Consider the following 21,065-nt stretch of genomic DNA (forward strand, 5'->3'; position numbering starts at 1 on the left):
ATGCTTGTTAAATGAGGTCTTTAATTACACCTCTTTCTATTAATTTTTTACTTAAATAATTAAACCGAATATACAACATTATTGCAGAAGCGGACAAACCTGCCAGCAGACCTATCCAAATACCCATACTTCCCATGGCGTCTTCTTTTCCTAAGAAAAAAGAAATAGGAAAACCAATAATCCAATAAGAAATAAAACAAATTAAAGTAGGATATCTTACATCTTGCAAACCTCTTAATGCTCCTAAAATTACTACTTGCAATCCGTCACTTAATTGAAATAAAGCTGCTACAATTAACAATTGTGCTGCTAAAAATATTACTTCGGCATTATCTATATAAACTATTGGCAAAATATCTTTTAGTAGAATAAAGCCTAGTGCAAAAAAAGCTTCTATAATAAACACCAACAAAAAAGTAGAGTAAGCAATTCGTCTTAACTCTGTGTAATTGTGTTGCCCTTTTTGGTTTCCTACTCTTATGGTAGCCGTTACCCCGATACCCACAGCAATCATAAACGTCATAGAACTTAAATTAAGCGCTACTTGATTTGCCGCTTGTGGATTAGTACCTAAAGTACCTGCCAAAAATACAGAGGAAGTAAAAATTGCTACTTCAAAAAGCATTTGTAAAGCGGTTGGGAAACCTAAGCCTATTAAGCGTTTAAAAACTTCTTTCTGCAATGATTTTTTAGCCCAAATAAAATAATCTTTAAACTTGTCTTTAGATTTTAAAATGAAATAAATAAAGGCTAACATAAAAAATCTAGAAATAAGCGTACCAATAGCTGCACCTTCTAACTCTAGCCTTGGGAAAATCCAAAATCCGTAAATCAATAAATAATTGAATAACACATTCACCACATTAGCGGCTATGGTTGCATACATAGCATATTTGGTTTGAGATAGTCCGTCTCCAAATTGCTTAAACCCCTGAAAAATCATTAATGGAAGTAAAGAAAAAGCTACAATATCTATGTATGGTAACGATAAGTCTACCACTTCTGGCGGCTGATCTAAATAGTAAAGTAACGGTTTAGCAAACCATACTGCTAAAAATAAAATGATTCCGCTAATGGCACACATTACCAAGCCATGCTGAAAGTAGGATCTGCCTTTTTCTATATTTTGACTCCCATCTGCCTCTGCTACTAAAGGTGTAATGGCAAAACTGAAACCAATCCCTACAGATAGTGCAATAAAAATTAAGCTATTTCCTAAAGAAACAGCAGCTAATGGAGCTGCACCAAGTCTACCGACCATAATATTATCGGCAAGTCCGACTAATACATGACCAAGCTGACCTAACATCACTGGGAAAGCAATATTCAGGTTTTTTTTAAATTCTTTGGTGTAAGCAGTAAGTTGCATCGCTCGATTTGATTTGGCGTGCAAAGATATTGGATTTAGCCGAATTCTATTTTAAAAAGCTAGGAAGTTTTAAGAGTTATATTTTATCATCTATCCAACCATTTATAGCCTGCCTTACCTTGAAATCTACCATACAGAGCATTGGTAAAATGCTTTCTACCATAAACAAGTGCTATTTTTTGATGACGACTATTCTTGACTGCTTCAAAAATTTTATCATTTCTAGCATAAACAATAACTTCATTTTCATACACTTTTGGCAGAGTATTGCATTCATATTTATCGTTAAGCGGAGTTTCTAAATCACATTCTGTTAAAATTATTTTACCGTGATTGGTTTCATAATTATTAATGATTTCTGAAACGGAGAAATCTACATTAATATCTTTTTCATTTATGCCTATAGATTCTCTTGTTTGTAAAGTATATTTTTTGTTTTTAAAAAATTTAGGTAAGGATTTATTTGTTGAGTCAGCATAATTAGTGAAATTAAAACCTAACAACTTTCGCATTTTTCTTTTCAAAGTATCAGTTTTAGGTTTAGACATGGCTAAACTATCAAACTTTACTCCCTCATAATAAACCACATACCCTTTTTCTCTTAAATCATGCAACTTCACTTTCACATCTTCATAAAATTCAGGCTTATTAAGGTGAATCATGGGAAAACATACCAATGTTTTATCCAATTCTTCATTATAAAAAGTTTCTGTTTTTACATTTTTAGAACTAACTAAACCAAGGTATATTCTACTACAAGAAGTTGAAAAAATTGCAAGTAGAGTAATAAGCAAAAGTTTTTTCATACTGAAGTTTTAGAATAGCTTAACAGGGTTTCTGTCTTAAAAAACTTAATTTGTGAAGATAATAATATTAAAATGAATTTTACCAACAAAGAAATACCGCTTTCTATAAAAGATCAAGTAGAAGTTGCTTTGAGTTACTATCCGCAATTAAAAGATACTCCTATTGCATTTCGGTTTAAAAAAGAGATTAAAAAATCTACCATGCAGGCCCAACCTGCTTTTAAAAGTATTTTTAAAAGTAAAAAAAATAGAGCCTACGTAATTTTAATTTCTGAGAAATTTCAAATTGAAGAGGAAGAATTTTCTATTTTAAATGTGGAAGATGATGTGCTTATTGGATGGATTGGGCACGAATTAGGCCATATAGTAGATTATTTGCACAGAGGCACATTCGGGATGATTATCTTTGGATTTAAATATTTATTCTCAACCGCACACATTCAAGAGGTAGAACGTGCCGCAGATACTTATGCTGTAAAACACGGAATGTATCAATATATTTTGGCGACGAAGAATTTTATTTTAAACAATACCAGTATTTCGCCTAAGTATAAAAACAGAATTAGAAAACTCTACATGTCTCCAGAAGAAATTATGGAATTGGTAAACCATCTTGATATTGCTGAAGTAGAACAAAAAGTAGAAAAAGAGTTTCAGAAAGAAAGTTTGTAATCTAATTTTCATTCTCAGGGTGTGATACTGAATCAAGTTCAGCATGACGTTGATTACTTTATACAATGAAAAAAGTTTAAACTAGTACTATACACTTAGATTGATTTACCTCTGAGTTTTCTACAGATGATGTTTAATCTAACTTTGAAATAAAATTCGTCTCAATATCTCTTTTTCATTCTCAGGATGGGATACTGAATCGAGTTCAGCATGACGTTGAAAAATAAACTAAGAGTTTTGCTTTACAAAATCTTTAAACTCTTGGTATTTCTCTTCTCCCATTACTTTTTCCATTTTTACTTGTCCGCCTTTTTTCTTGTTAGCTCCGCTCCATTCATAAAAAACATCCATTGGCAATAAGTTTACCTTCACACCTTTTAATGCTTTAGATCTAGCTACTTTATAATTTTTATTGGCGTCTTGTAAATTTTTATCTAAAGCTTCGGCCAATTCTTCTTCAGAAACTGAAATATCTTGGTTAGTCCCTAAATGCCAAACGTGATAAAATTCTTCTTCTATCTTTACTGCCGAAACTGTAAATTCTGGCAATTTTATACTGAACTGCTCTTCTAACTCTTGTATAGCTTTATTCATTTTATTTACTGAAAGTTGAGAACCTACCACATTCAAGAAAAATTTGGTTCTTCCCGTAATTTTAATTTCAGCTTTTTCTACATCGGTAAACGCAATAGTATCTCCAATTAAATAACGCCAAGTACCAGAAACAGTACTAATAAGTAAAACATAATCTACATCTTTCTCTACTTCTGCCAAGGTTTTAACAGGTGCATCTTGTACTAAAGAACCGTCTGGATTAATATATTCTGGCTGAAAAGGCACAAACTCAAAATACACACCATTATCGGTTATTAACTCCATAGAGGTAGTATCTGGTCTTGTTTGGCAAGCCAAAAACCCTTCTGAAGCTAAATAAGTATCTATTACCGTCACTGGTTTCCCTAATAAAGCTTCAAAACTTTTTTTGTAGGGATCAAACGCTACTCCTCCAGAGGTATAGGCTTGTAAATTAGGCCAAACCTCATGAATATTATTTACTCCGTGATAGTTAATTACCTCTTTAAGCATTAGCTCCATCCAAGATGGTATACCACTCAAAGCGCCAATATCCCAGTTTTTAGCGTTTTCTGCTATATTTTTTACACGCTCATCCCAATCATCTATTTGAGAAATTTCTTTTCCTGGTTTGTAATACCCTTCAAACCAAAACGGAATGTTACTGGCGCTTATACCGCTAATTTCTCCTTCTAAATGTCCGTCTTTTTCTTTTAAGTTAGTACTACTTCCTAACATCATGATTTCTTTTTCAAAAAAATCTGCAGGCATATCAAAATTAGAAAGGGCAGTTACTTGCTTTATACCTGCATTTCTAATAGACTCAATCATCTCGTCTGTTACAGGTATTTTTTTACTTTTTTTACCAGTTGTGCCAGAACTTAATGCGTAGTAAGAGGGAATACCTGGCCAGGTGATATCTTCTAAACCTTCGTGCAGTTTGTACCACCAGTCTTTTTGCATTTGGTGATAATCAAAATAAGGTACTTGCTCTTGAAAGACTTTTTCTATATTCTCTGCATCTAATATTTTTTGAAAACCGTAGTATTTTCCGAACGCGGTATCTTTGGCTTTTTCTAATAGGTTTTTGAGTACTTTTTGCTGATTATCTACATGATTTGCTTCTGAAACAAAATTACCTGCAACATCTATTGCACCCTTAATTAAAGAACCTATGATAGCCATTGATACGTGATTTGATTAGTTTCTCAAAGATAATTTGAAAAGGGTACCGTTAAAAAAGCTACGGCCTAAATATTTGTTAATTAAGGGTTAAGAAGAACCAAACGTTAGGGGTTGTAACGGCATCCTTTTTTTGCTTTAGCAAGTGGCAAAAAAAGATATAGTGTAAAACCCGACCAAAAGCTTTTGTTTGCTTTTGGTAACGCCATAGAGAAAAGAATTTCGTTAAAAATATCATTGCTAATTGTTATATTTGCTATCTAAAGATTTACAAGTTGGACAAAGAGGTAATTATTGATAGAGTTGCAGAGATTTTAAAAGAAACGCCTGCATCTATGCAGATTGTAAAAAAAGGTGGTGATCGTGATAAGCGTTTTAGGTATTTAGCCAAGCATATGGTTGAAAAAGCAATTAAATACGATGCTTTAGTACTTTCTGAAAATGAAATGGGAATTGCGGTTGTTTTTCAGAATAGTAAAAGCAAGGGTAGTTTGCTTGAAGAAGTAATACAAGATTTAAAATTGGTTTTTAAGGTAACTGGTTTTAAAAATGTAAGACAGATTTTACGTAACCAAAAATATATTAAAGAACAACGTCCAAAAAATGAAGATTACCTTTATTGCTGGTTTTGGGGTATTTCTAAAGAAGCGAGAGGTGCAGATACGCAGGTAGGAAAACAAATGAAAGATGAGTTTTTAAAGCGTGCAAAAGATTTGAACTTACCTTTATACGCAGAAACACAAACACGAAGAAATACAATTGTATACCAAAAATTTGGTTTTGATCTTTTTCATACGTGGAATAGACCAGATGGTAAAACCATGTATTTTATGAAGCATGTGCCTACTCAACTGAAGGAAGCAGAAGAAAACAAAAATTAATTAGATAATCTATAGATTTTACGAATAACAAAAAAACCCTCTTTCGAGGGTTTTTAATATTACAAATACTTTTCTGGACTTACTTACTTGCAAAAAGCTCTACATCTTTTTTATCTATTTTATCACTACCTAAAATAATTAAACGCTCTATTACATTACGTAATTCTCTAATATTTCCGGTCCAATCATAATCTTTTAGTAGTTTTATAGCCTCATCACTAAATTCTTTTTGGTGAGTACCCTGCTCTTCAGCTATTTTTTTAGTGAAATAATCTACCAACAATGGTATATCTTCTCTTCTATCGTTTAAGGCTGGTACTTTTATAAGTATAACTGCAAGACGATGGTATAAATCTTCTCTAAATTTTTTATCTGCTATTTCTTTTTTTAAGTCTTTGTTAGTGGCGGCAACTACTCTTACGTTTACCTTAATATCTTTATCACTACCTACTCGTTGTATTTTATTTTCTTGCAAGGCACGTAATACTTTTGCTTGTGCAGTAAGACTCATATCTCCTATTTCATCTAAAAAAATAGTACCTCCGTTAGCTGCTTCAAACTTACCTGCGCGGTCTTTATTGGCAGATGTAAATGCGCCTTTTACGTGACCAAATAATTCACTTTCTATTAATTCTGAAGGAATAGCTGCACAATTAACCTCTACCATTGGCCCTTTAGATCTGTCACTTTTTTGGTGCAGCCAATGTGCCACTAACTCTTTACCTGTACCGTTAGAACCTGTAATAAGTACTCTAGCATCTGTGGGTGCTACTTTTTCTATCATTTCTTTTATGGTGTTAATCTGTGGAGATTCACCAATCATTTGATAGTTTTTACCAACTTTCTTTTTAAGTCGGGTATTTTCTGTAACCAACTCTCTTCTATCTAAAGCTATTCTTACCGTATTTAATAACCTGTTTAAATCTGGTGGTTTAGAGATATAGTCAAAAGCTCCGCTCTTCATTGTATTTACAGCAGTTTCTAAATCTCCGTGACCAGAAATCATTACAAAAGGTATTTCTGGTTTTATTTTTTTTGTAGCTTCTAATACCTCAACTCCATCCATTTTAGGCATTTTTATATCACAAAGTACAAGGTCATAATCTTCATTCTTTATTTTTTCTATTCCCACAAGACCGTCTTCTGCTTCCTCTACTGCATAGTTTTCATTTTCTTCGGAAAGTATTTTTTTTAGCACTCTTCTAATAGCTGCTTCATCTTCAATAACTAGTATTTTAGATATCATTATATTTTAAATTTAAGTCCGGTTCTTATATAAAATGTATTGTCATTTTCAATTATATATACATCTTCTCTATCGTTATTTCTAATTCTGTATTCGTTATATACAGTATGGCCTGCATAGCAGTAATATAATAAATGATCTGTAAAATAGTGCTCATAACCTAAGCCTAATGTTACGTTAGTCATAGATATATTTTCGCCTATTTTGTTTGACGAATCAATTTCTACATTATTTTGAATATTAGCAAAAAAACTATCTAAACTAGCAAAACCTTGTAGATGATTTTTCTCGTTAAAACTATATCTTAATAACGATTTTGGCACTCCCAAAGTGTAAGACCAAGACGGATTAATTTCTTTATAAAAATTAATTAGAGGTAAAGGGTAATTTCTGCCTGGAGTAGTAGAATAAAAGAGACCTAAAATCCAACGGTATGGTTTGCCCACGGCAACTCCGTTATCATCTACATTTTTTACATTATTAATGGCAAAAATAGCTGCTTGATAAATTACATCGTCACTAACAATAGATTTTTCAAAATTTGAAGAAATTCTTACTCCACCTTTAGCTGCAATTCTCCAATTAGAGTTTTTAATTTTTTTAATATAACCTAAACTCCCTTCAAATCTTTGTGTATTTCCTATTCTATCAGGATCAAAAGGTACTTCTTTTTCAAAATCTAAATCTATATCTCTGTATTCTAAACCTATTACTAAATAGTCTTCTTTAATAGGTATTGGCGCTTGTATAAGGGCTCTAAACCTATTCATAGATTGTTTGCCTTTAGAAAAAGGTATTCTTAAATATTCTATTCTAGCTAAATCTGTAGTTTGTGATTGAGAAAAATACGAGACAAAACAACATAAGATTGTGCATATTATTTTATTTGAATTGGCCATATATTTTTTTTGCAAACTCCATTTTATTTAAAAATTTGAGAACAGTTTTAGCCAATTTAATAGAATAGTCTTAAAATAGTATTCTTCTTAACGTTATTTTGGGGAATAATAGTGTATTAGAATATTTAGCTTAATATCTTAACCATTTATAAAGTTCTTTATAACTAGGTTTTTTACCATACATTAAAATACCCACTCTGTAAATTTTTGCAGCAACCCAGATTAATAAGAATATAGTACAAATTAAAATAGCCATAGATAAAACTATTTCCCACCAAGCTACTCCAAACGGAATTCTCATCAGCATAACCACAGGAGAGGTAAGCGGTATATAAGAAAAAATGGTACTAATTGTACCGTGCGGATTATCTATTACCGAAAAGAAACCTACATAAATACCTAACATTAAAGGTAAAATTATAGGTAACATAAACTGTTGTGTATCTGTTTCACTATCTACAGCAGCCCCTATTGCTGCATAAAGTGAGCTATATAAAAAGTAACCTCCTATAAAATATATAAGAAAACAAAATACTATTTTACCTAACGGAAGGTGAACAATATCTATAATTAATTTACCTATCTCATCTTGCGTACCCATATCTAATGCTGTGCTTGCCACTGGGCTTGAGTTAGATATGTCTATACCAAAAATAGAGGTAACCACAAAAAGTAGTATGCTACCAAAAACTATCCAAATAGCAAATTGAGTGATTCCTGCTAGACTAGTACCTAAAATTTTACCAACCATTAATTGCATAGGTTTTACAGAAGAGATTATTATTTCTATAATTCTATTGGTTTTTTCTTCTATAACACTACGCATTACCATATTACCATAAATAATGATAAACATCATTAACAAGTAACCAGCGGCACCACCAAAAAACATTTTTACATAATTAGATAGCTTAGAAGTCTCTTCTCCAGAAAAATTTTCTATTTGTAAATTTACTTTAGTCTTTGCTTGATTTATTTCATTTAAATTTACCCCTCGACGCTGCAGTTCTTTTTCTGTTAGTACGGTAGAAATTTTGCTTTCTATATCTGACAAGAAAGAGATACCAGGAGCTTTATTTGCAAAAAACTCTGTGTGTTTTGCTAAGTATTGGTTATCTGTAGAATTAGGGAAAAATAGGAGTCCGTAATATTCTTTTTTAGCAACAGAATCTATTGCTGCTTCTAAAGACATATCTGAATAGTCTAAATAACTAATATTTTCATCTGATTTAAATTCGTTAAAAAAAGCATTATCACTTTCATCATAAACAGCAATAATTTTATTTTCATCACTATTTAAACTACTTAAATAGGCTATTAAAATAACCATACCTACCATGATTATAGGACTCAAAAAAGTCATAATCATAAAAGTTTTATTTCGCACTCTTGCCAAATATTCTCTAACGATAATAAGTTTAAGGTTACGCATGAGATTTTATGGTTTTAATAAAAATATCGTTTACTGACGGAATCACTTCTACAAAGTGGTTAATTTTACCGTGATTCATTAAAAATGACAATAAATTATTTTGAGAATATTTTTCTGGAATTTTAATATTTAACTGAAGATCTTGATGTATACTATGAAAAAAAGTAGGTGTAACTTCAAATTTTTCTTGTAACAATTGCTTAAACTGCTCTTCTTGTGTTGGCTCTATACCTACTTGGTAGGTGTTAGATTTAAACTGCTTTTTTATATAAGAAACTTTACCATCTAATAATTTATTAGATTTATGTATAAGTGCCATATAATCACAAAGTTCTTCTACACTTTCCATTCTGTGAGTAGAAAATAAAATGGTAGCACCATCATCCCTCAATTTTAAAATCTCATCTCTAATTAAATTTGCATTTACGGGATCAAATCCGCTAAATGGCTCATCAAAAATTAAAAGTTTTGGTTGGTGAAGTACGGTTACAATAAATTGTATTTTTTGTGCCATCCCTTTAGAGAGCTCTTGTATTTTTTTATTCCACCAGTCACCTATTTCTAATCTTTCAAACCAATATTTAAGTCTAACAGTAGCTTCTTTTTTAGATAGACCTTTTAGTTGAGCTAAATAAAGTACCTGCTCACCTACCTTCATACTTTTATAAAGCCCTCTTTCTTCTGGTAAATACCCAATATATTGTATGTGTTCTGGTTTTAATGGCTCTCCGTCTAGTAAAATTTCACCTTGATCTGGCATAGTAATTTGATTTACTATTCTAATAAAGGTGGTTTTTCCTGCTCCGTTAGGGCCCAAAATACCAAATATACTTTGCTGTGGCACTTCTATTGAAAGTTGATTGAGAGCTGTAAAATCTCCATACTTTTTGGATACGTTCTCTGCGACTAAGAGGTTTTGCATACTATTTTATTATTCGGCAAAAATATAGGTTTCCATAGAAATAAGGTGGAGAAACTGCTATAAAAATAAAACCCACCCTTAAAATTATTACTCTAAGGATGGGAAAAAAATTGCTATGAAAAAGAAAAATATCACTATAATTAAATAGTGATATTCAAATATATATAAAATTTTGTTAATTAAAGCTGTTATGAAAACATATCTTTAACTTTCTCAAAAAATGACTTATCGCTTTTTTCTGGATTTGGAGTAAAATTTTCATCTCCCTGCATTCTCTCAAAAAAGTCTTTTTGTTCTTTAGATAAGGTTTTAGGCGTCCAAACATTTACGTGTACCAATAAATCTCCTTTACCATAACCATTTATACTAGGAATACCTTTACCTCTTAGGCGTAAAATTTTTCCGCTCTGCACACCAGAATCTATCTTTATTCTAACTTTACCAGTTACAGTTTGTATTTCTTTAGAAGCTCCTAAAACTGCCTCTGAGTAACTAATATATAAGTCATAATGTAAATTATCACCTTCTCTCTGAAGAAATTCATGTTCTTTTTCTTCAATAGCCACTAGTAAATCACCAGCAATACCATTACCTGGTGCCTCATTACCTTTACCAGAAACTTTTAACTGCATACCTTCTACAACTCCAGCAGGTATTTTAACAGAAATGGTTTCTTCTTTAAGTATTAACCCTTGGCTATCTGCATCTGAAGGTCTTTTGTCAATCATTTGTCCGCTACCGCCACATACATTACAAGGAGATGCGGTTTGCATTCTACCTAAAATAGTATTGGTAACACGTGTAACTTGACCTGTACCGTGACACGTAGAACAAGTTTTGTACGTTGTGCCAGCAGCCTGAACTTTACGCTTAACTTTTATTTTTTTCTCTACCCCGTTAGCTATTTCTTCTAGGGTAAGTTTTACTCTAATACGCAAGTTGCTGCCTTTAGCTCTACGCTGACCTCCGCCACCGCCAAAGCCACCAAAACCTCCGCCACCGCCACCAAAGGCGCTCCCGAAGATATCACCAAACTGACTAAAGATATCATCCATATTCATATTGCCAGCACCGCCACCAAAGCCGCCAGAACCATCAAAAGCTGCATGCCCCATTTGATCGTAACGTGCTCTTTTGTCAGGGTCACTTAAAACCTCATAGGCTTCTGCAGATTTTTTAAACATATCTTCTGCCTTAGCATCATCCGGATTTTTATCTGGATGGTACTTAATAGCCATTTTACGGTATGCTTTCTTTATCTCTGCAGCACTAGCTCCTTTGCTAATCCCTAATACGTCATAAAAATCTTCTTTCATCAATAATAATTTCTAATTAAAAATAGGTTTACTTACCGGTTACAACTTTTGGATATCTAATAATTTTTTCTCCCAAAGTATAACCTTTCTCTACCACATCTACAATCTTACCTTTTAATTTTTTGTCTGGAGCAGGAATTTGGGTAATTGCCTCATGTAAATCTGCATCAAAACTATCACCTGCTTTTATTTGCATTGGCTCAAGACCTTTGTTTTTTAAAGTCTCTCTTAGTTTGTTGCTTATTAACTGCACTCCTTCCAAAAGATTTTTGTCTTCTGTTTTTTCAATCTCTACCATAGCTCTATCAAAATCATCTAATACAGGAAGCATAGATACCATTACATCTTTACTTGCTGTTTTAAATAACTCAATACGCTCTTTGCTAGTTCTTCTTTTATAGTTTTCAAATTCAGCAAAAAGTCTTAAGAATTTATCTTTTTCTTTCTCTACCTCTTCTCTAAGTTTTTCTTCGACAGATAATTCTTCTACGTTTTCAGATTGCTCTTCAGCAGACTCTACATCTTCAATAGCTTGATCAATTGTGTTTTCTAAATTATCTTTCAAGCTCTCTTCTTGATTATTTTGGTCTTTATCTTTGCTCATTTTATTTTGTTCTTTATAGTAGACTGTTGTAGGCAAATGTATTGCCATTTCTACTAAAAATGCCAAAATGTCACCGTTAAGTTTTAATATTTATTTAAGAATAATAGTAATTTCTTAGATTACATTTGAATGTTATATTTAAAACCAAATTATCTAAAAGATGAAAAAAGTATTTTTAAACATGTTTATGGTTGCAGCATTAGGTGTGTCTGTAATTTCTTGTAAAAATGAAGTTAAAAATGAAACAGAAGCTAAAGAAGCGGAAGAAGTAACAGAAGTTACTGATGAGGCTGCGGTTTATATTGTTTCTGCAGAAGAGTCTAAAATTGAATGGCTAGGAGCTAAACCTACAGGATCTCACAACGGTACTATTAATGTAAAAGAAGGTGAAATTTTATTAGGCAACGATATAGTAGAGGGAGGTCACTTTGTTATTGATATGAAGAGTATTGCTGTTGAAGATTTAGAAGGAGACCAAAAAGAAAGTCTAGAATCTCATTTAATGGGTACTGTAGAAGGTAAAGAGGGTGATTTCTTTAATGTTCAAAAATATCCTGAAGCTGATTTTGAAATTACTAACGTAGAGAATAAAGATGGCAAAACTTGGTTAAACGGTAATTTAACTTTAAAAGAAACTACTAAAAACATTAGTATTCCTGTATTTATAGAAACTACCGATGAGGGTATTACTTTAAGTAGTGAAACTTTTACAATAGATAGAACTAATTGGAATATTAACTACGGGTCTAAATCCGTATTTGATAACTTAGGAGATAAGTTTATTAAAGATGATATTGAATTAAAAGTTACTTTAAAAGGTAAAAAATCTTAATTTAAAAGGTCTTCAATAAAAAAGCCTCTGATAAAAATATCAGAGGCTTTTTTTATAATAAATTTTCTAAAGCAGGACCTACGTGATCAAAATAATATACAAAGCCCAATGCATCTAGTTTAGAGTTGCTTACTAATTGACTAGATAGTACTAAAGTAGATCTTTCTCCTAATAACGTTTTTAAAACAAAGGCCGGCACTTTGGGTAAAATAATAGGCTTCTCTACTATTTTTGCAATGGCATAAGTTAGTTTTTTATTACTAACAGGGTTTGGTGCTACTGCATTAAATACACCATCTAGATTTTTGTGTATTGCAAAAATAAAAATCCTAGCTAAGTCTTCTATATGAATCCAAGACTGCCATTGTTTACCACTACCTAATGGTGAGCCTACATAATTTTCTACTACTTTTTGAATATGTGGCAGAGCTCCTCCATTTTCAGAAAGAACTAAACCAATTCTAATTTTAGCTACATCAACTCCCAATTTCTCAAATTGGTCTACAGAAGCTTCCCATTTTACTACCACATCTCCTAAAAAATTATCTGCTTTACCAGAATAATCTTCTTTATACAGAGTAGTTAATGAATCTGGATATATGCCAATAGCACTTGCCGAGACTATTTGAGTAATCTCATGACTATTATTTTTTAGTGTATTAAATAATAAATTTGCAGAGTCTACCCTGCTATCTATTATTGCTTTTTTGTGAGAAGGTGTCCAAGGTTTAGAAACACTTGCGCCAACTAAATTGATGATTTTATCTACTCCGTTTAAACAATTACTATCAATCTCCCCTTTTTTCGGGTTCCAATAAAAACCTTTAAAATCTGATTGATTTTTAATTTTATCTTTTGAAGTAGTTAAGTAGTTTACAGCAATATTTTCTTTTTGGCAAAGTTTCACAATCTCAGAACCAACCAAGCCTGTTGCCCCTGTAATTAAAACTTTCATATTTTTTTATTTTGAATGTAGCTATATTTTTACAAGTATGTACTTTAATTAATACAGGTTTAACAGCTGTTTTATAATTTCTTTTTTTTAATATTTATGCTTCTGTTTTTACTGCACGAAGCATCTCTCTTTTACCCGGAGGCCCTTCTAATCTTTCTACTTGAAAACCGCAATCTTGCATAGCTCTTCTTGCACTACCCTTAGCTGAGTAGGTTACCAAAACACCATTTACTTTTAGTGCCTTATACATTTGCTCAAAAATTGGTTTTTCCCATAGTTCTGGTTGTACTCTAGCTCCAAATGCATCAAAATAAATAAGTTGATAAGCATTTACGTCATCAATATCTTTAAAAAATTTCTTCTGCTTAGTAAGAGTAAAAAAATCTGTTATCCTTGATGCTTTTTCCCACTCTGCATCGTGAATTTTATCAAAATTTAAAATAGCCTCCTTCTTTTTAAACTGCGTGGCATAATTTAATTTTTTCACCTCTTCTGCTGCCACAGGATAGGCCTCTACACCTGTATAATTAACAAAAACGTTTTTATCTTGTGCTTCTAACAAGGTAATTAAAGAGTTTAAACCTGTACCAAAGCCTATTTCTAAAATATTTATTTTCTCAGGTAAATTTGTTTCTATCAAATAAAACAATCCCATTTTAATAAATACATGATAAGCTTCTTGTATAGCGCCGTGTTTAGAGTGGTATTGCTCATTCCACTCTGGGAGATGAATGGTTGTAGAACCATCTGCTGTAGTAATAATTTCTCTTTTCAAAAGTAGTAGCTGTATTTTTAAATTTCTATTTTATTAACAACTAAAAAAATAAAAATTTAGTTATTCATTATAAACAATATACTTTATAATTATTTTTTACATAAATTAAAAAAAGCCATTTTAGATATGAAGTGCATCTAAAATGGCTTTGTACATTGTACACTAGATTTATAATTATTGCTTAGTAGGTTTTTCCATTAAAACACCGGTAGCCATAAAAGCATATTCTTTTTTAGGCTCTGTTATTGCAGCAATTTCTTCTTCTGTTTTGCCAGCATCTTGCGCATAATGTTTTAATTCTTCTACAGGAGTCTCTGTTATATAAGCCTTACCCTCTACAATAGTTTCTTTGTTTTCTGCATCTAGAGGTACAAAAAATTTATAATCTTTAAATTTTACAAAAGATGTTAAAGAGTCTGCCAATTTTAGTTTCATCCAACATCCTTTTTCTTTACAAACTTTATCTACCGTAGACTTAAATTTCACATCTAATGTATCTCCAACACTCATAGCGTCAAACTTTGCTTTCATTTCTGAAGCACTAATTACATTTTCTTCGTCTATTTTTTCACCAAAACTAGCATATTTAGTTTCAGATGCAATTGCCATATCTTTAGCATCTTGGGTATTTTCTTGTGAAGGTTCTTTAGAAACATCTTTACAACTAATTAAAGCTAACACAGAAAGTGAAAATATTATTCTTTTCATAATATAATTGTTATTTGACTGATTATAATTTAATACAAATTTAAGAATATTAGAAGTTTTTCAAGAATTTTTAATTTAATACTTTTGTAAAAAATTAAAACAAACACAATGAAAACTCAAAGTACCACTTTAGACATCACAAAAGCCTCTTCTTCTAGAATCAGCGAGGTTGATTTTGACAACTTAGCATTTGGTAAACACTACTCAGACCATATGATGATTTGTGACTATAAAGATGGTCAATGGCAAACCCCTCAAGTTTTGCCTTACGGACCTTTATCTATGGATCCTTCTTCTAAAGTTTTTCACTACGGCCAAGCTGTTTTTGAAGGAATGAAAGCTTTTAAAGATGAAGATGATAAAGTTTGGTTATTTAGACCAGAAGATAATTTTAAGCGTATTAATATTTCTGCAGAAAGGTTAGCAATGCCAGCCTTCCCTAAAGAATATTTTTTTGAAGCATTAGAAACCATTTTAAAGTTTGATAAAGATTGGATTAAAACAGGTAAAGGAAACTCTCTTTACATTAGACCATTTGTTATTGGAACAGAAAATGGTGTTTCTGCCTCTCCATCAAGCGAGTATAAATTTATAATTATTTGCTGCCCAGCAAAAGCATATTACTCTAATCCTGTAAAAGTTACTATCGCTCAAAAATATAGTAGATCTGCAGATGGAGGTGTTGGTTATGCTAAAGCCGCAGGTAACTATGCAGCTCAATTTTACCCTACCAACTTAGCGAAAGAAAAAGGGTACGATCAAGTAATCTGGACAGATGCTAATACACACGAGTACTTAGAAGAATGCGGTACAATGAATGTATTTTTTAGAGTAGGAGATAAATTAATTACTGCACCTACTAACGATCGTATTTTAGATGGTATCACACGTAAAAGTATTATAGCTCTTGCTGAAGATGAAGGCGTTACTGTAGAAGTAAGACGCGTTTCTGTTAAAGAAATTGTAGAAGCTGCTAAAAATGGAGAATTAAAAGAAATTTTTGGAGCTGGTACTGCAGCTACCATTGTGCCATTTTTAGGTTTTGACTTTAATGATGAGTATTTTGAGCTACCACAAGTAGAAAACTCTTATGGAGCTAGATTTAAAACAAGACTACAAGACATACAATACAATCTTGCAGAAGATAAATTTAATTGGACATACGAAGTAAAGTAATACTTACTTTTACCAAAAACATACTTAAAAGCCAAGGTAATTATTCCTTGGCTTTTTTCTTTTAAAAAAGGAAACCTTATTGCTCTAAAAAAAAAGAAGTAACTTATTTTTTAATAAGTTTGTTTACACCCTAAAATAAAAGCTTTTGAAATACGCTTGCATACTATTATTCTTCTTTTGCTTTTCGGCATTTGCCCAAAAAAAAGACAGCCTTAGTAGCGTGCCTAAGAAAGACTCTTTATACCTTAAAAGAAGCGAAGATTTTTACAGAAATATTCAAATAAAATCAAAAAACAGCCAATTCACCAAGATGTTACACAGCTTGATGTTTGAACCTGTAAATCCTGCTAATGAGAAAGAGACTATAAAAAAAATTGAAAATCAACTTAACAGAAATTTTAAAGAACACCAAGGTAAAATTATAAGAAAAATACAAATTACCACGCTAGACCCATTTGGCTATAATGAAAAAGATACAACCGTATCTCCTCAAAAAGGAATAGATAAAATAGGAAATGCCCTTCACGCAAGCACAAAATCTTTTACCGTTAGAGGGTTACTTTTAATTAAAAAAAACAAAGCCTTAGATTCTCTAAAAATTCTAGAGACAGAACGATTATTAAGACAGCGAAAGTTTATAAGACGAGCAATTATAAGACCTGAAAAAATAACTAATGTAAAAGACTCTATAGACTTGCACGTTTATGTACTTGATAGTTGGAGCTTAGATGTAGATGGAGATATCTCTACCAGCAAAGGAGAGTTAAGATTAAGAGAATTCAATTTTTTTGGTTTAGGCCACCAAGTAACCACTACCTATAAACGTGATTTTCAAGACAAAGACGAAGTTGGCTTCACTCTTGGTTATAGAGCAAGAAATTTATATAATACTTTTATAGATGCAGAAGTATTAAGAGATGTAGAAACCAACCAATCTTACAGAAACTTAGCTAGTTTAACCAGAACATTTTATTCTCCATATGCTAGATGGGCAGGAGAAATTAGCCTGCAACAACGTTATTATTATGAAAATTTTTATAACAGCACTATAGATTCTGTAATACTAGATCCTTTAAAAACAAAAACACTAAATATTTGGGGTGGTTACGCTATACCAATTGCTAATAAAAACTCTAAAGAAAAACTGCCTACCAACTTAATTTTAGCTGCCAGATACTCTAAATTAGATTATATAGAACGCCCTAACGAGCAAATTGACTCTGTAGCTTATTTCTCTAATGAAAATGTTGCCTTAGGCTCTATAGGTATTAGAAACATAAATTATGTAAGAGATAGATATATTTTTAGAAATGGAGATATAGAAGATATCGCTATTGGTAATAGCTATTTTATACATTCTGGTATACAAAGAAACCTATACCAAAATAATTTTTACTTTGGTATAGACTTAACTTTCTCTAATTATTACAAAGACTTTGGCTATTTGGCAGCTAGTACAGAATATGGAAGTTACTTTAATAGTGGAGACGTTTCTAGATCTGTTTTTAAATTTGAAGGAACATACTTCTCCCCTATTTTTACTATAGGCAATTGGTACATGAGGCAATTTGTAAAGTCTAATGTAGTAGTTGGTATTAATAGAAAAGAAATTATAAAAGACAGAATAGATTTAGATGGAGATAGAGGTATTCAAGGCTTTAATAGTCAAGAAGTATACGGTACCAGAAAATTTGTTTTCAGTTTTCAAACACAGTCTTACGTGCCATTTAGTTGGTTAGGCTTTAGAATGAGTCCGTTTATTTCTTTTGATTTAGGTTTTATTGGAGAAGAACCTAGATCATTTTTTTCTAATGATTTATACAGCAGGTTTGGCGCTGGCTTTTTAATTAGTAACGATTATTTTGTTTTTGATACTATTAAACTCTCTTTTTCTGTTTACCCTAGTATACCTGGCCAAGGTGAAAACATTATGAAATTTAATGGTAATTACGATAATCTTTTCAATTTAGATAATTACAATTATGAAGAACCTCATATTGTAGAATATCGTTAAGTAAAAAACTTTGATATTGGTTATAAATAATTGATAATAATAGTTTTTAGAAATAATTTATTACCTTCCTACAAAATTAGGTTATTCACAACCGTTATAAAATACATTAATCAAAATTTAGACTGAATGAAGGTTTATGGTAAATGCAAAAATTGTAAAAACGAAATCTCATATAGAACCAATGCGAATACTCGAGTAGAATTTGCGATGCAAGATGGCGAAAACAAAAATTTAAATTGCAAAAGTTGTGGAACAAACACAAACTTTCATGTTGATGAATTATATGCCCAACCTTCAAAAATGCCATATTTAATAACAGGTTTTGCAACTTTGGTTATTGTAATTGTAACATTATATTTCATATTTTTTAGCGATAGTAAATATGTAATCATTGCTTTTGGCTTACCGCTAGTTATTTATTTAATTTTGACTAAGCAGGATCAAACACGAGTTTCAGATTTTAACAGAAGAAAATTAAAAGGACGAACTCATAACATAGTATCATCTAAACTTTTATAAACATATAACTTCCAAATATTTATTTATAAAACTTTACGAAGAGATAAAACAACAACTAATATAAATTACTCAACAAAAACATGAATTTAAAATGTCATCCTGCCCCACCAAATAAGAAAGAATATATTGCAGATGTTGGCAGAATACTCGTTAAAGACTATGGTAAAAAAGAATACTACAAACCTGAAGAAGTAAAAAAAGCATCTAATAAATCTAACTACTACGTTTCTAATTATATCGATTGGCATTGCTGGGCAATGTGTATCTTTTCTTCTCACTCCGATTTTGAGACCTATCATAAATTAACTGGGGAAGCTTGCGATTATGTAGCTATGAAAACCGAAATGTTAAGTGGTTTTGCTATTAGTTCTACTGCTAATTGGTTTTCTATTTCAGATATAGATATTGATGCTTCTTGGCTAGATTTTGGATCTATTTTTGGAGGTTTATTAGAAGGAATTGGAAGTTTTATTGGTGGAATAGTTGACGAACTATAAAAATTCTTCAACTATATTTCGTTTAAAAAAGCTTAACTATCCTCTCTTAAAATTAAAATAAAAACTGCTATATTTTATGTGTTAGGGATAGCCGTGAAAAGCCCGTAAAGTAAAAGTCTATAAAAAAACAAGCCTGCAAAGAGCGACCTAAGAAGCTTTTTGCAGGCTTAGATTTTTTTGGTTTTTTACTGCGTACTTGTAACAGATAGCCCGGCCGCAGGCAACACCAAAAAATTATTTTTCTAAGATGGTTTTAATATTTGGTTTAAAGTAATTAGGGCCTTTTAACACTTTACCATCTTCGCGGTAGATTGGTTTGCCATCTGCTCCCAATTTACTCATATTACTACGTTGTATTTCTTCAAAAACTTCTTCTATTTTATGTTGCATGCCGTGCTCTATAATGGTACCGCAGAGTATGTAAAGCATATCGCCTAGCGCATCTGCTACCTCTACCATATCGTTATTATTGGCAGCTTCTAAATATTCTTCGTTTTCTTCTTTCATAAGATTAAATCGAAGTAAATTTTTGGCTTCTCCCAAACTGGCAGTTAACTTTTCTTTATACCCTAAACCAAAGGCGGTATGAAATTCTTTTACGGCGTCAATACGTTTCTTCATAATAATAGATTAATTTTGCATAAAAATAGAAAAAATGTTCACGCAAGGTCAATGGATTTTTACTGGTTTTTTTGTAGTTGCTTTTATTTGCGCTATTACTTATAGCTATCGCAAAGACATTAAACTGCATAAAAAATATTATAAAGGTAGTTTACTTATTTTAGGTGGTTTTATTCTATTTATAGGTATTCTCTTTGTGATTAAAACATTTTTACGATAATAAAACTTTACCGAAACAATTCTTCTTTGCTTTTTGGCTATTTTAGTAAAAAGAAAAATTGATGATTACAGAAATTCAGCTTTCTAACAAAAAGATAATTGTAGATTTATCTGAGCCACTAGACCTTTCTATTACTTTAAGTGGAGATGAGAATAACCCAATTGCTTGGTATTTAGACGAGCCAAAAATTACTCCTGTACAAGAAGGTAAATGGATTGCCAAAGTGAGTGAAGGAGCATCGGTAAATTTTAATAACCTTTATTTTAATCCGCACGCACACGGAACGCATACCGAATGTGTTGGTCATATTTCTGAAGAGTTTTACAGTGTAAACAAGGCTTTAAAACAGTTTTTCTTTACCGCAAAAGTAATCTCTTTAGTGCCAGAAAATTATGGCGAAGATGCGGTAATTTCTAAAAAACAATTGCAACACTACTTATCTAAAAATGAAGCTGAAGCTTTAGTGATTAGAACGTTACCCAATACCAAAAAGAAAAGAAGAAGAAAATACAGCCATACCAATTGGCCTTATTTATTAGAAGAAGCAGCTATTTATATTAGAGAATGTGGCATTAAGCATTTATTAATAGATTTACCCTCGGTAGATAAAGAAAAAGATGATGGGCAATTACTAGCACACCGCGCTTTTTGGAATTACCCAGAAAACACCAGAAAAGATGCTACCATAACCGAGCTTATTTATGTTTCTAATAAAATTGAAGACGGTAATTATTTACTTAATTTGCAAATTGCTTCTATAAAAAACGACGCTTCTCCCAGCAAACCCGTACTTTATAAAATTATTTAAAGCTGTTTCTAATAGTGTTATTTTAAAATCTTTAGACT

General features: G+C 31.5%; 22 protein-coding genes. 9 read left to right on the forward strand and 13 right to left on the reverse strand.

Features of this window, described 5'->3' with window-relative positions; translation table 11 throughout:
* Positions 1-7 precede the first annotated feature (7 nt).
* Complete coding sequence (locus BUC03_RS01910) at positions 8-1,369, reverse strand: MATE family efflux transporter (protein ID WP_073147669.1); 1,362 nt, start codon at positions 1,367-1,369, stop codon at positions 8-10.
* Between the two features lie 86 nt (positions 1,370-1,455).
* Positions 1,456-2,175, reverse strand: a complete 720-nt coding sequence (locus BUC03_RS01915) for a hypothetical protein (RefSeq protein ID WP_073147671.1) — start codon at positions 2,173-2,175, stop codon at positions 1,456-1,458.
* 72 nt (positions 2,176-2,247) lie between these two features.
* Between BUC03_RS01915 and BUC03_RS01920 the strand changes: the two genes are divergently transcribed.
* Entirely contained in the window at positions 2,248-2,847 is a 600-nt protein-coding gene (locus BUC03_RS01920) for a hypothetical protein (protein ID WP_073147673.1), read from the forward strand.
* 228 nt (positions 2,848-3,075) lie between these two features.
* Here the strand turns inward: BUC03_RS01920 and BUC03_RS01925 are convergent, their stop codons facing one another.
* On the reverse strand, positions 3,076-4,605 hold the full coding sequence (locus BUC03_RS01925) for a GH3 family acyl-acid amido synthetase (RefSeq protein WP_073147675.1): 1,530 nt from the start codon (positions 4,603-4,605) through the stop codon (positions 3,076-3,078).
* 272 nt (positions 4,606-4,877) lie between these two features.
* Here BUC03_RS01925 and BUC03_RS01930 point away from each other — a divergent pair, with 272 nt between their 5' ends.
* Positions 4,878-5,483, forward strand: coding sequence for a hypothetical protein (locus tag BUC03_RS01930; RefSeq protein ID WP_073147677.1), 606 nt, complete (start codon positions 4,878-4,880; stop codon positions 5,481-5,483).
* A gap of 79 nt (positions 5,484-5,562) precedes the next feature.
* Here the strand turns inward: BUC03_RS01930 and BUC03_RS01935 are convergent, their stop codons facing one another.
* From BUC03_RS01935 to BUC03_RS01960, 6 genes are all read right to left on the reverse strand, one after another.
* Entirely contained in the window at positions 5,563-6,726 is a 1,164-nt protein-coding gene (locus BUC03_RS01935; RefSeq protein ID WP_073148010.1) for a sigma-54-dependent transcriptional regulator, read from the reverse strand.
* A gap of 2 nt (positions 6,727-6,728) precedes the next feature.
* A complete protein-coding gene (locus BUC03_RS01940) occupies positions 6,729-7,628 on the reverse strand; it encodes a DUF6268 family outer membrane beta-barrel protein (protein WP_073147679.1) in 900 nt (299 codons plus the stop codon).
* Between the two features lie 130 nt (positions 7,629-7,758).
* Positions 7,759-9,060 (reverse strand): ABC transporter permease, encoded by a 1,302-nt coding sequence (locus tag BUC03_RS01945; RefSeq protein ID WP_073147681.1) that lies wholly within the window; start codon positions 9,058-9,060, stop codon positions 7,759-7,761.
* On the reverse strand, positions 9,053-9,982 hold the full coding sequence (locus BUC03_RS01950; protein ID WP_073147683.1) for an ABC transporter ATP-binding protein: 930 nt from the start codon (positions 9,980-9,982) through the stop codon (positions 9,053-9,055). Before BUC03_RS01950 ends, BUC03_RS01945 begins: the two co-directional genes overlap by 8 nt.
* Before the next feature lie 188 nt (positions 9,983-10,170).
* Positions 10,171-11,298, reverse strand: a complete 1,128-nt coding sequence (dnaJ, locus tag BUC03_RS01955) for a molecular chaperone DnaJ (RefSeq protein ID WP_073147685.1) — start codon at positions 11,296-11,298, stop codon at positions 10,171-10,173.
* Positions 11,299-11,326: 28 nt separating this feature from the next.
* The gene (locus tag BUC03_RS01960) at positions 11,327-11,902 is read right to left on the reverse strand and encodes a nucleotide exchange factor GrpE (RefSeq protein ID WP_073147687.1); all 576 of its coding nucleotides are present in this window, start codon (positions 11,900-11,902) and stop codon (positions 11,327-11,329) included.
* A 160-nt stretch (positions 11,903-12,062) separates the two neighbouring features.
* Here BUC03_RS01960 and BUC03_RS01965 point away from each other — a divergent pair, with 160 nt between their 5' ends.
* Complete coding sequence (locus BUC03_RS01965) at positions 12,063-12,734, forward strand: YceI family protein (protein ID WP_073147688.1); 672 nt, start codon at positions 12,063-12,065, stop codon at positions 12,732-12,734.
* A gap of 52 nt (positions 12,735-12,786) precedes the next feature.
* Here BUC03_RS01965 and BUC03_RS01970 read toward each other — a convergent pair whose 3' ends face one another.
* From BUC03_RS01970 to BUC03_RS01980, 3 genes are all read right to left on the reverse strand, one after another.
* Positions 12,787-13,689, reverse strand: a complete 903-nt coding sequence (locus tag BUC03_RS01970; protein ID WP_073147689.1) for a TIGR01777 family oxidoreductase — start codon at positions 13,687-13,689, stop codon at positions 12,787-12,789.
* Between the two features lie 94 nt (positions 13,690-13,783).
* Complete coding sequence (gene mnmD, locus BUC03_RS01975; RefSeq protein WP_200799119.1) at positions 13,784-14,464, reverse strand: tRNA (5-methylaminomethyl-2-thiouridine)(34)-methyltransferase MnmC2; 681 nt, start codon at positions 14,462-14,464, stop codon at positions 13,784-13,786.
* A gap of 174 nt (positions 14,465-14,638) precedes the next feature.
* The gene (locus BUC03_RS01980) at positions 14,639-15,172 is read right to left on the reverse strand and encodes a DUF4920 domain-containing protein (RefSeq protein ID WP_073147693.1); all 534 of its coding nucleotides are present in this window, start codon (positions 15,170-15,172) and stop codon (positions 14,639-14,641) included.
* Between the two features lie 108 nt (positions 15,173-15,280).
* Between BUC03_RS01980 and BUC03_RS01985 the strand changes: the two genes are divergently transcribed.
* The 4 genes from BUC03_RS01985 (at position 15,281) to BUC03_RS02000 (ending at position 19,378) form a co-directional block, all read left to right on the forward strand.
* On the forward strand, positions 15,281-16,348 hold the full coding sequence (locus tag BUC03_RS01985) for a branched-chain amino acid aminotransferase (RefSeq protein ID WP_073147695.1): 1,068 nt from the start codon (positions 15,281-15,283) through the stop codon (positions 16,346-16,348).
* Positions 16,349-16,658: 310 nt separating this feature from the next.
* Positions 16,659-18,362 (forward strand): BamA/TamA family outer membrane protein, encoded by a 1,704-nt coding sequence (locus tag BUC03_RS01990; protein WP_143159120.1) that lies wholly within the window; start codon positions 16,659-16,661, stop codon positions 18,360-18,362.
* A gap of 126 nt (positions 18,363-18,488) precedes the next feature.
* On the forward strand, positions 18,489-18,881 hold the full coding sequence (locus BUC03_RS01995; RefSeq protein ID WP_073147699.1) for a hypothetical protein: 393 nt from the start codon (positions 18,489-18,491) through the stop codon (positions 18,879-18,881).
* An 80-nt stretch (positions 18,882-18,961) separates the two neighbouring features.
* Complete coding sequence (locus BUC03_RS02000) at positions 18,962-19,378, forward strand: hypothetical protein (RefSeq protein WP_073147701.1); 417 nt, start codon at positions 18,962-18,964, stop codon at positions 19,376-19,378.
* A gap of 234 nt (positions 19,379-19,612) precedes the next feature.
* Here BUC03_RS02000 and BUC03_RS02005 read toward each other — a convergent pair whose 3' ends face one another.
* Positions 19,613-19,999 carry a pyrophosphohydrolase domain-containing protein gene (locus tag BUC03_RS02005; RefSeq protein ID WP_073147703.1) on the reverse strand — a complete coding sequence of 129 codons (387 nt, stop codon included), beginning with the start codon at positions 19,997-19,999 and terminating at the stop codon, positions 19,613-19,615.
* A 34-nt stretch (positions 20,000-20,033) separates the two neighbouring features.
* Here BUC03_RS02005 and BUC03_RS02010 point away from each other — a divergent pair, with 34 nt between their 5' ends.
* Positions 20,034-20,219, forward strand: coding sequence for a hypothetical protein (locus BUC03_RS02010; RefSeq protein ID WP_073147705.1), 186 nt, complete (start codon positions 20,034-20,036; stop codon positions 20,217-20,219).
* Positions 20,220-20,280: 61 nt separating this feature from the next.
* Positions 20,281-21,027 carry a cyclase family protein gene (locus BUC03_RS02015; protein ID WP_073147707.1) on the forward strand — a complete coding sequence of 249 codons (747 nt, stop codon included), beginning with the start codon at positions 20,281-20,283 and terminating at the stop codon, positions 21,025-21,027.
* The last annotated feature ends 38 nt before the right edge of the window (positions 21,028-21,065 follow it).

The organism is Mesonia phycicola, assembly GCF_900141885.1.
Lineage (GTDB): Bacteria > Bacteroidota > Bacteroidia > Flavobacteriales > Flavobacteriaceae > Mesonia > Mesonia phycicola.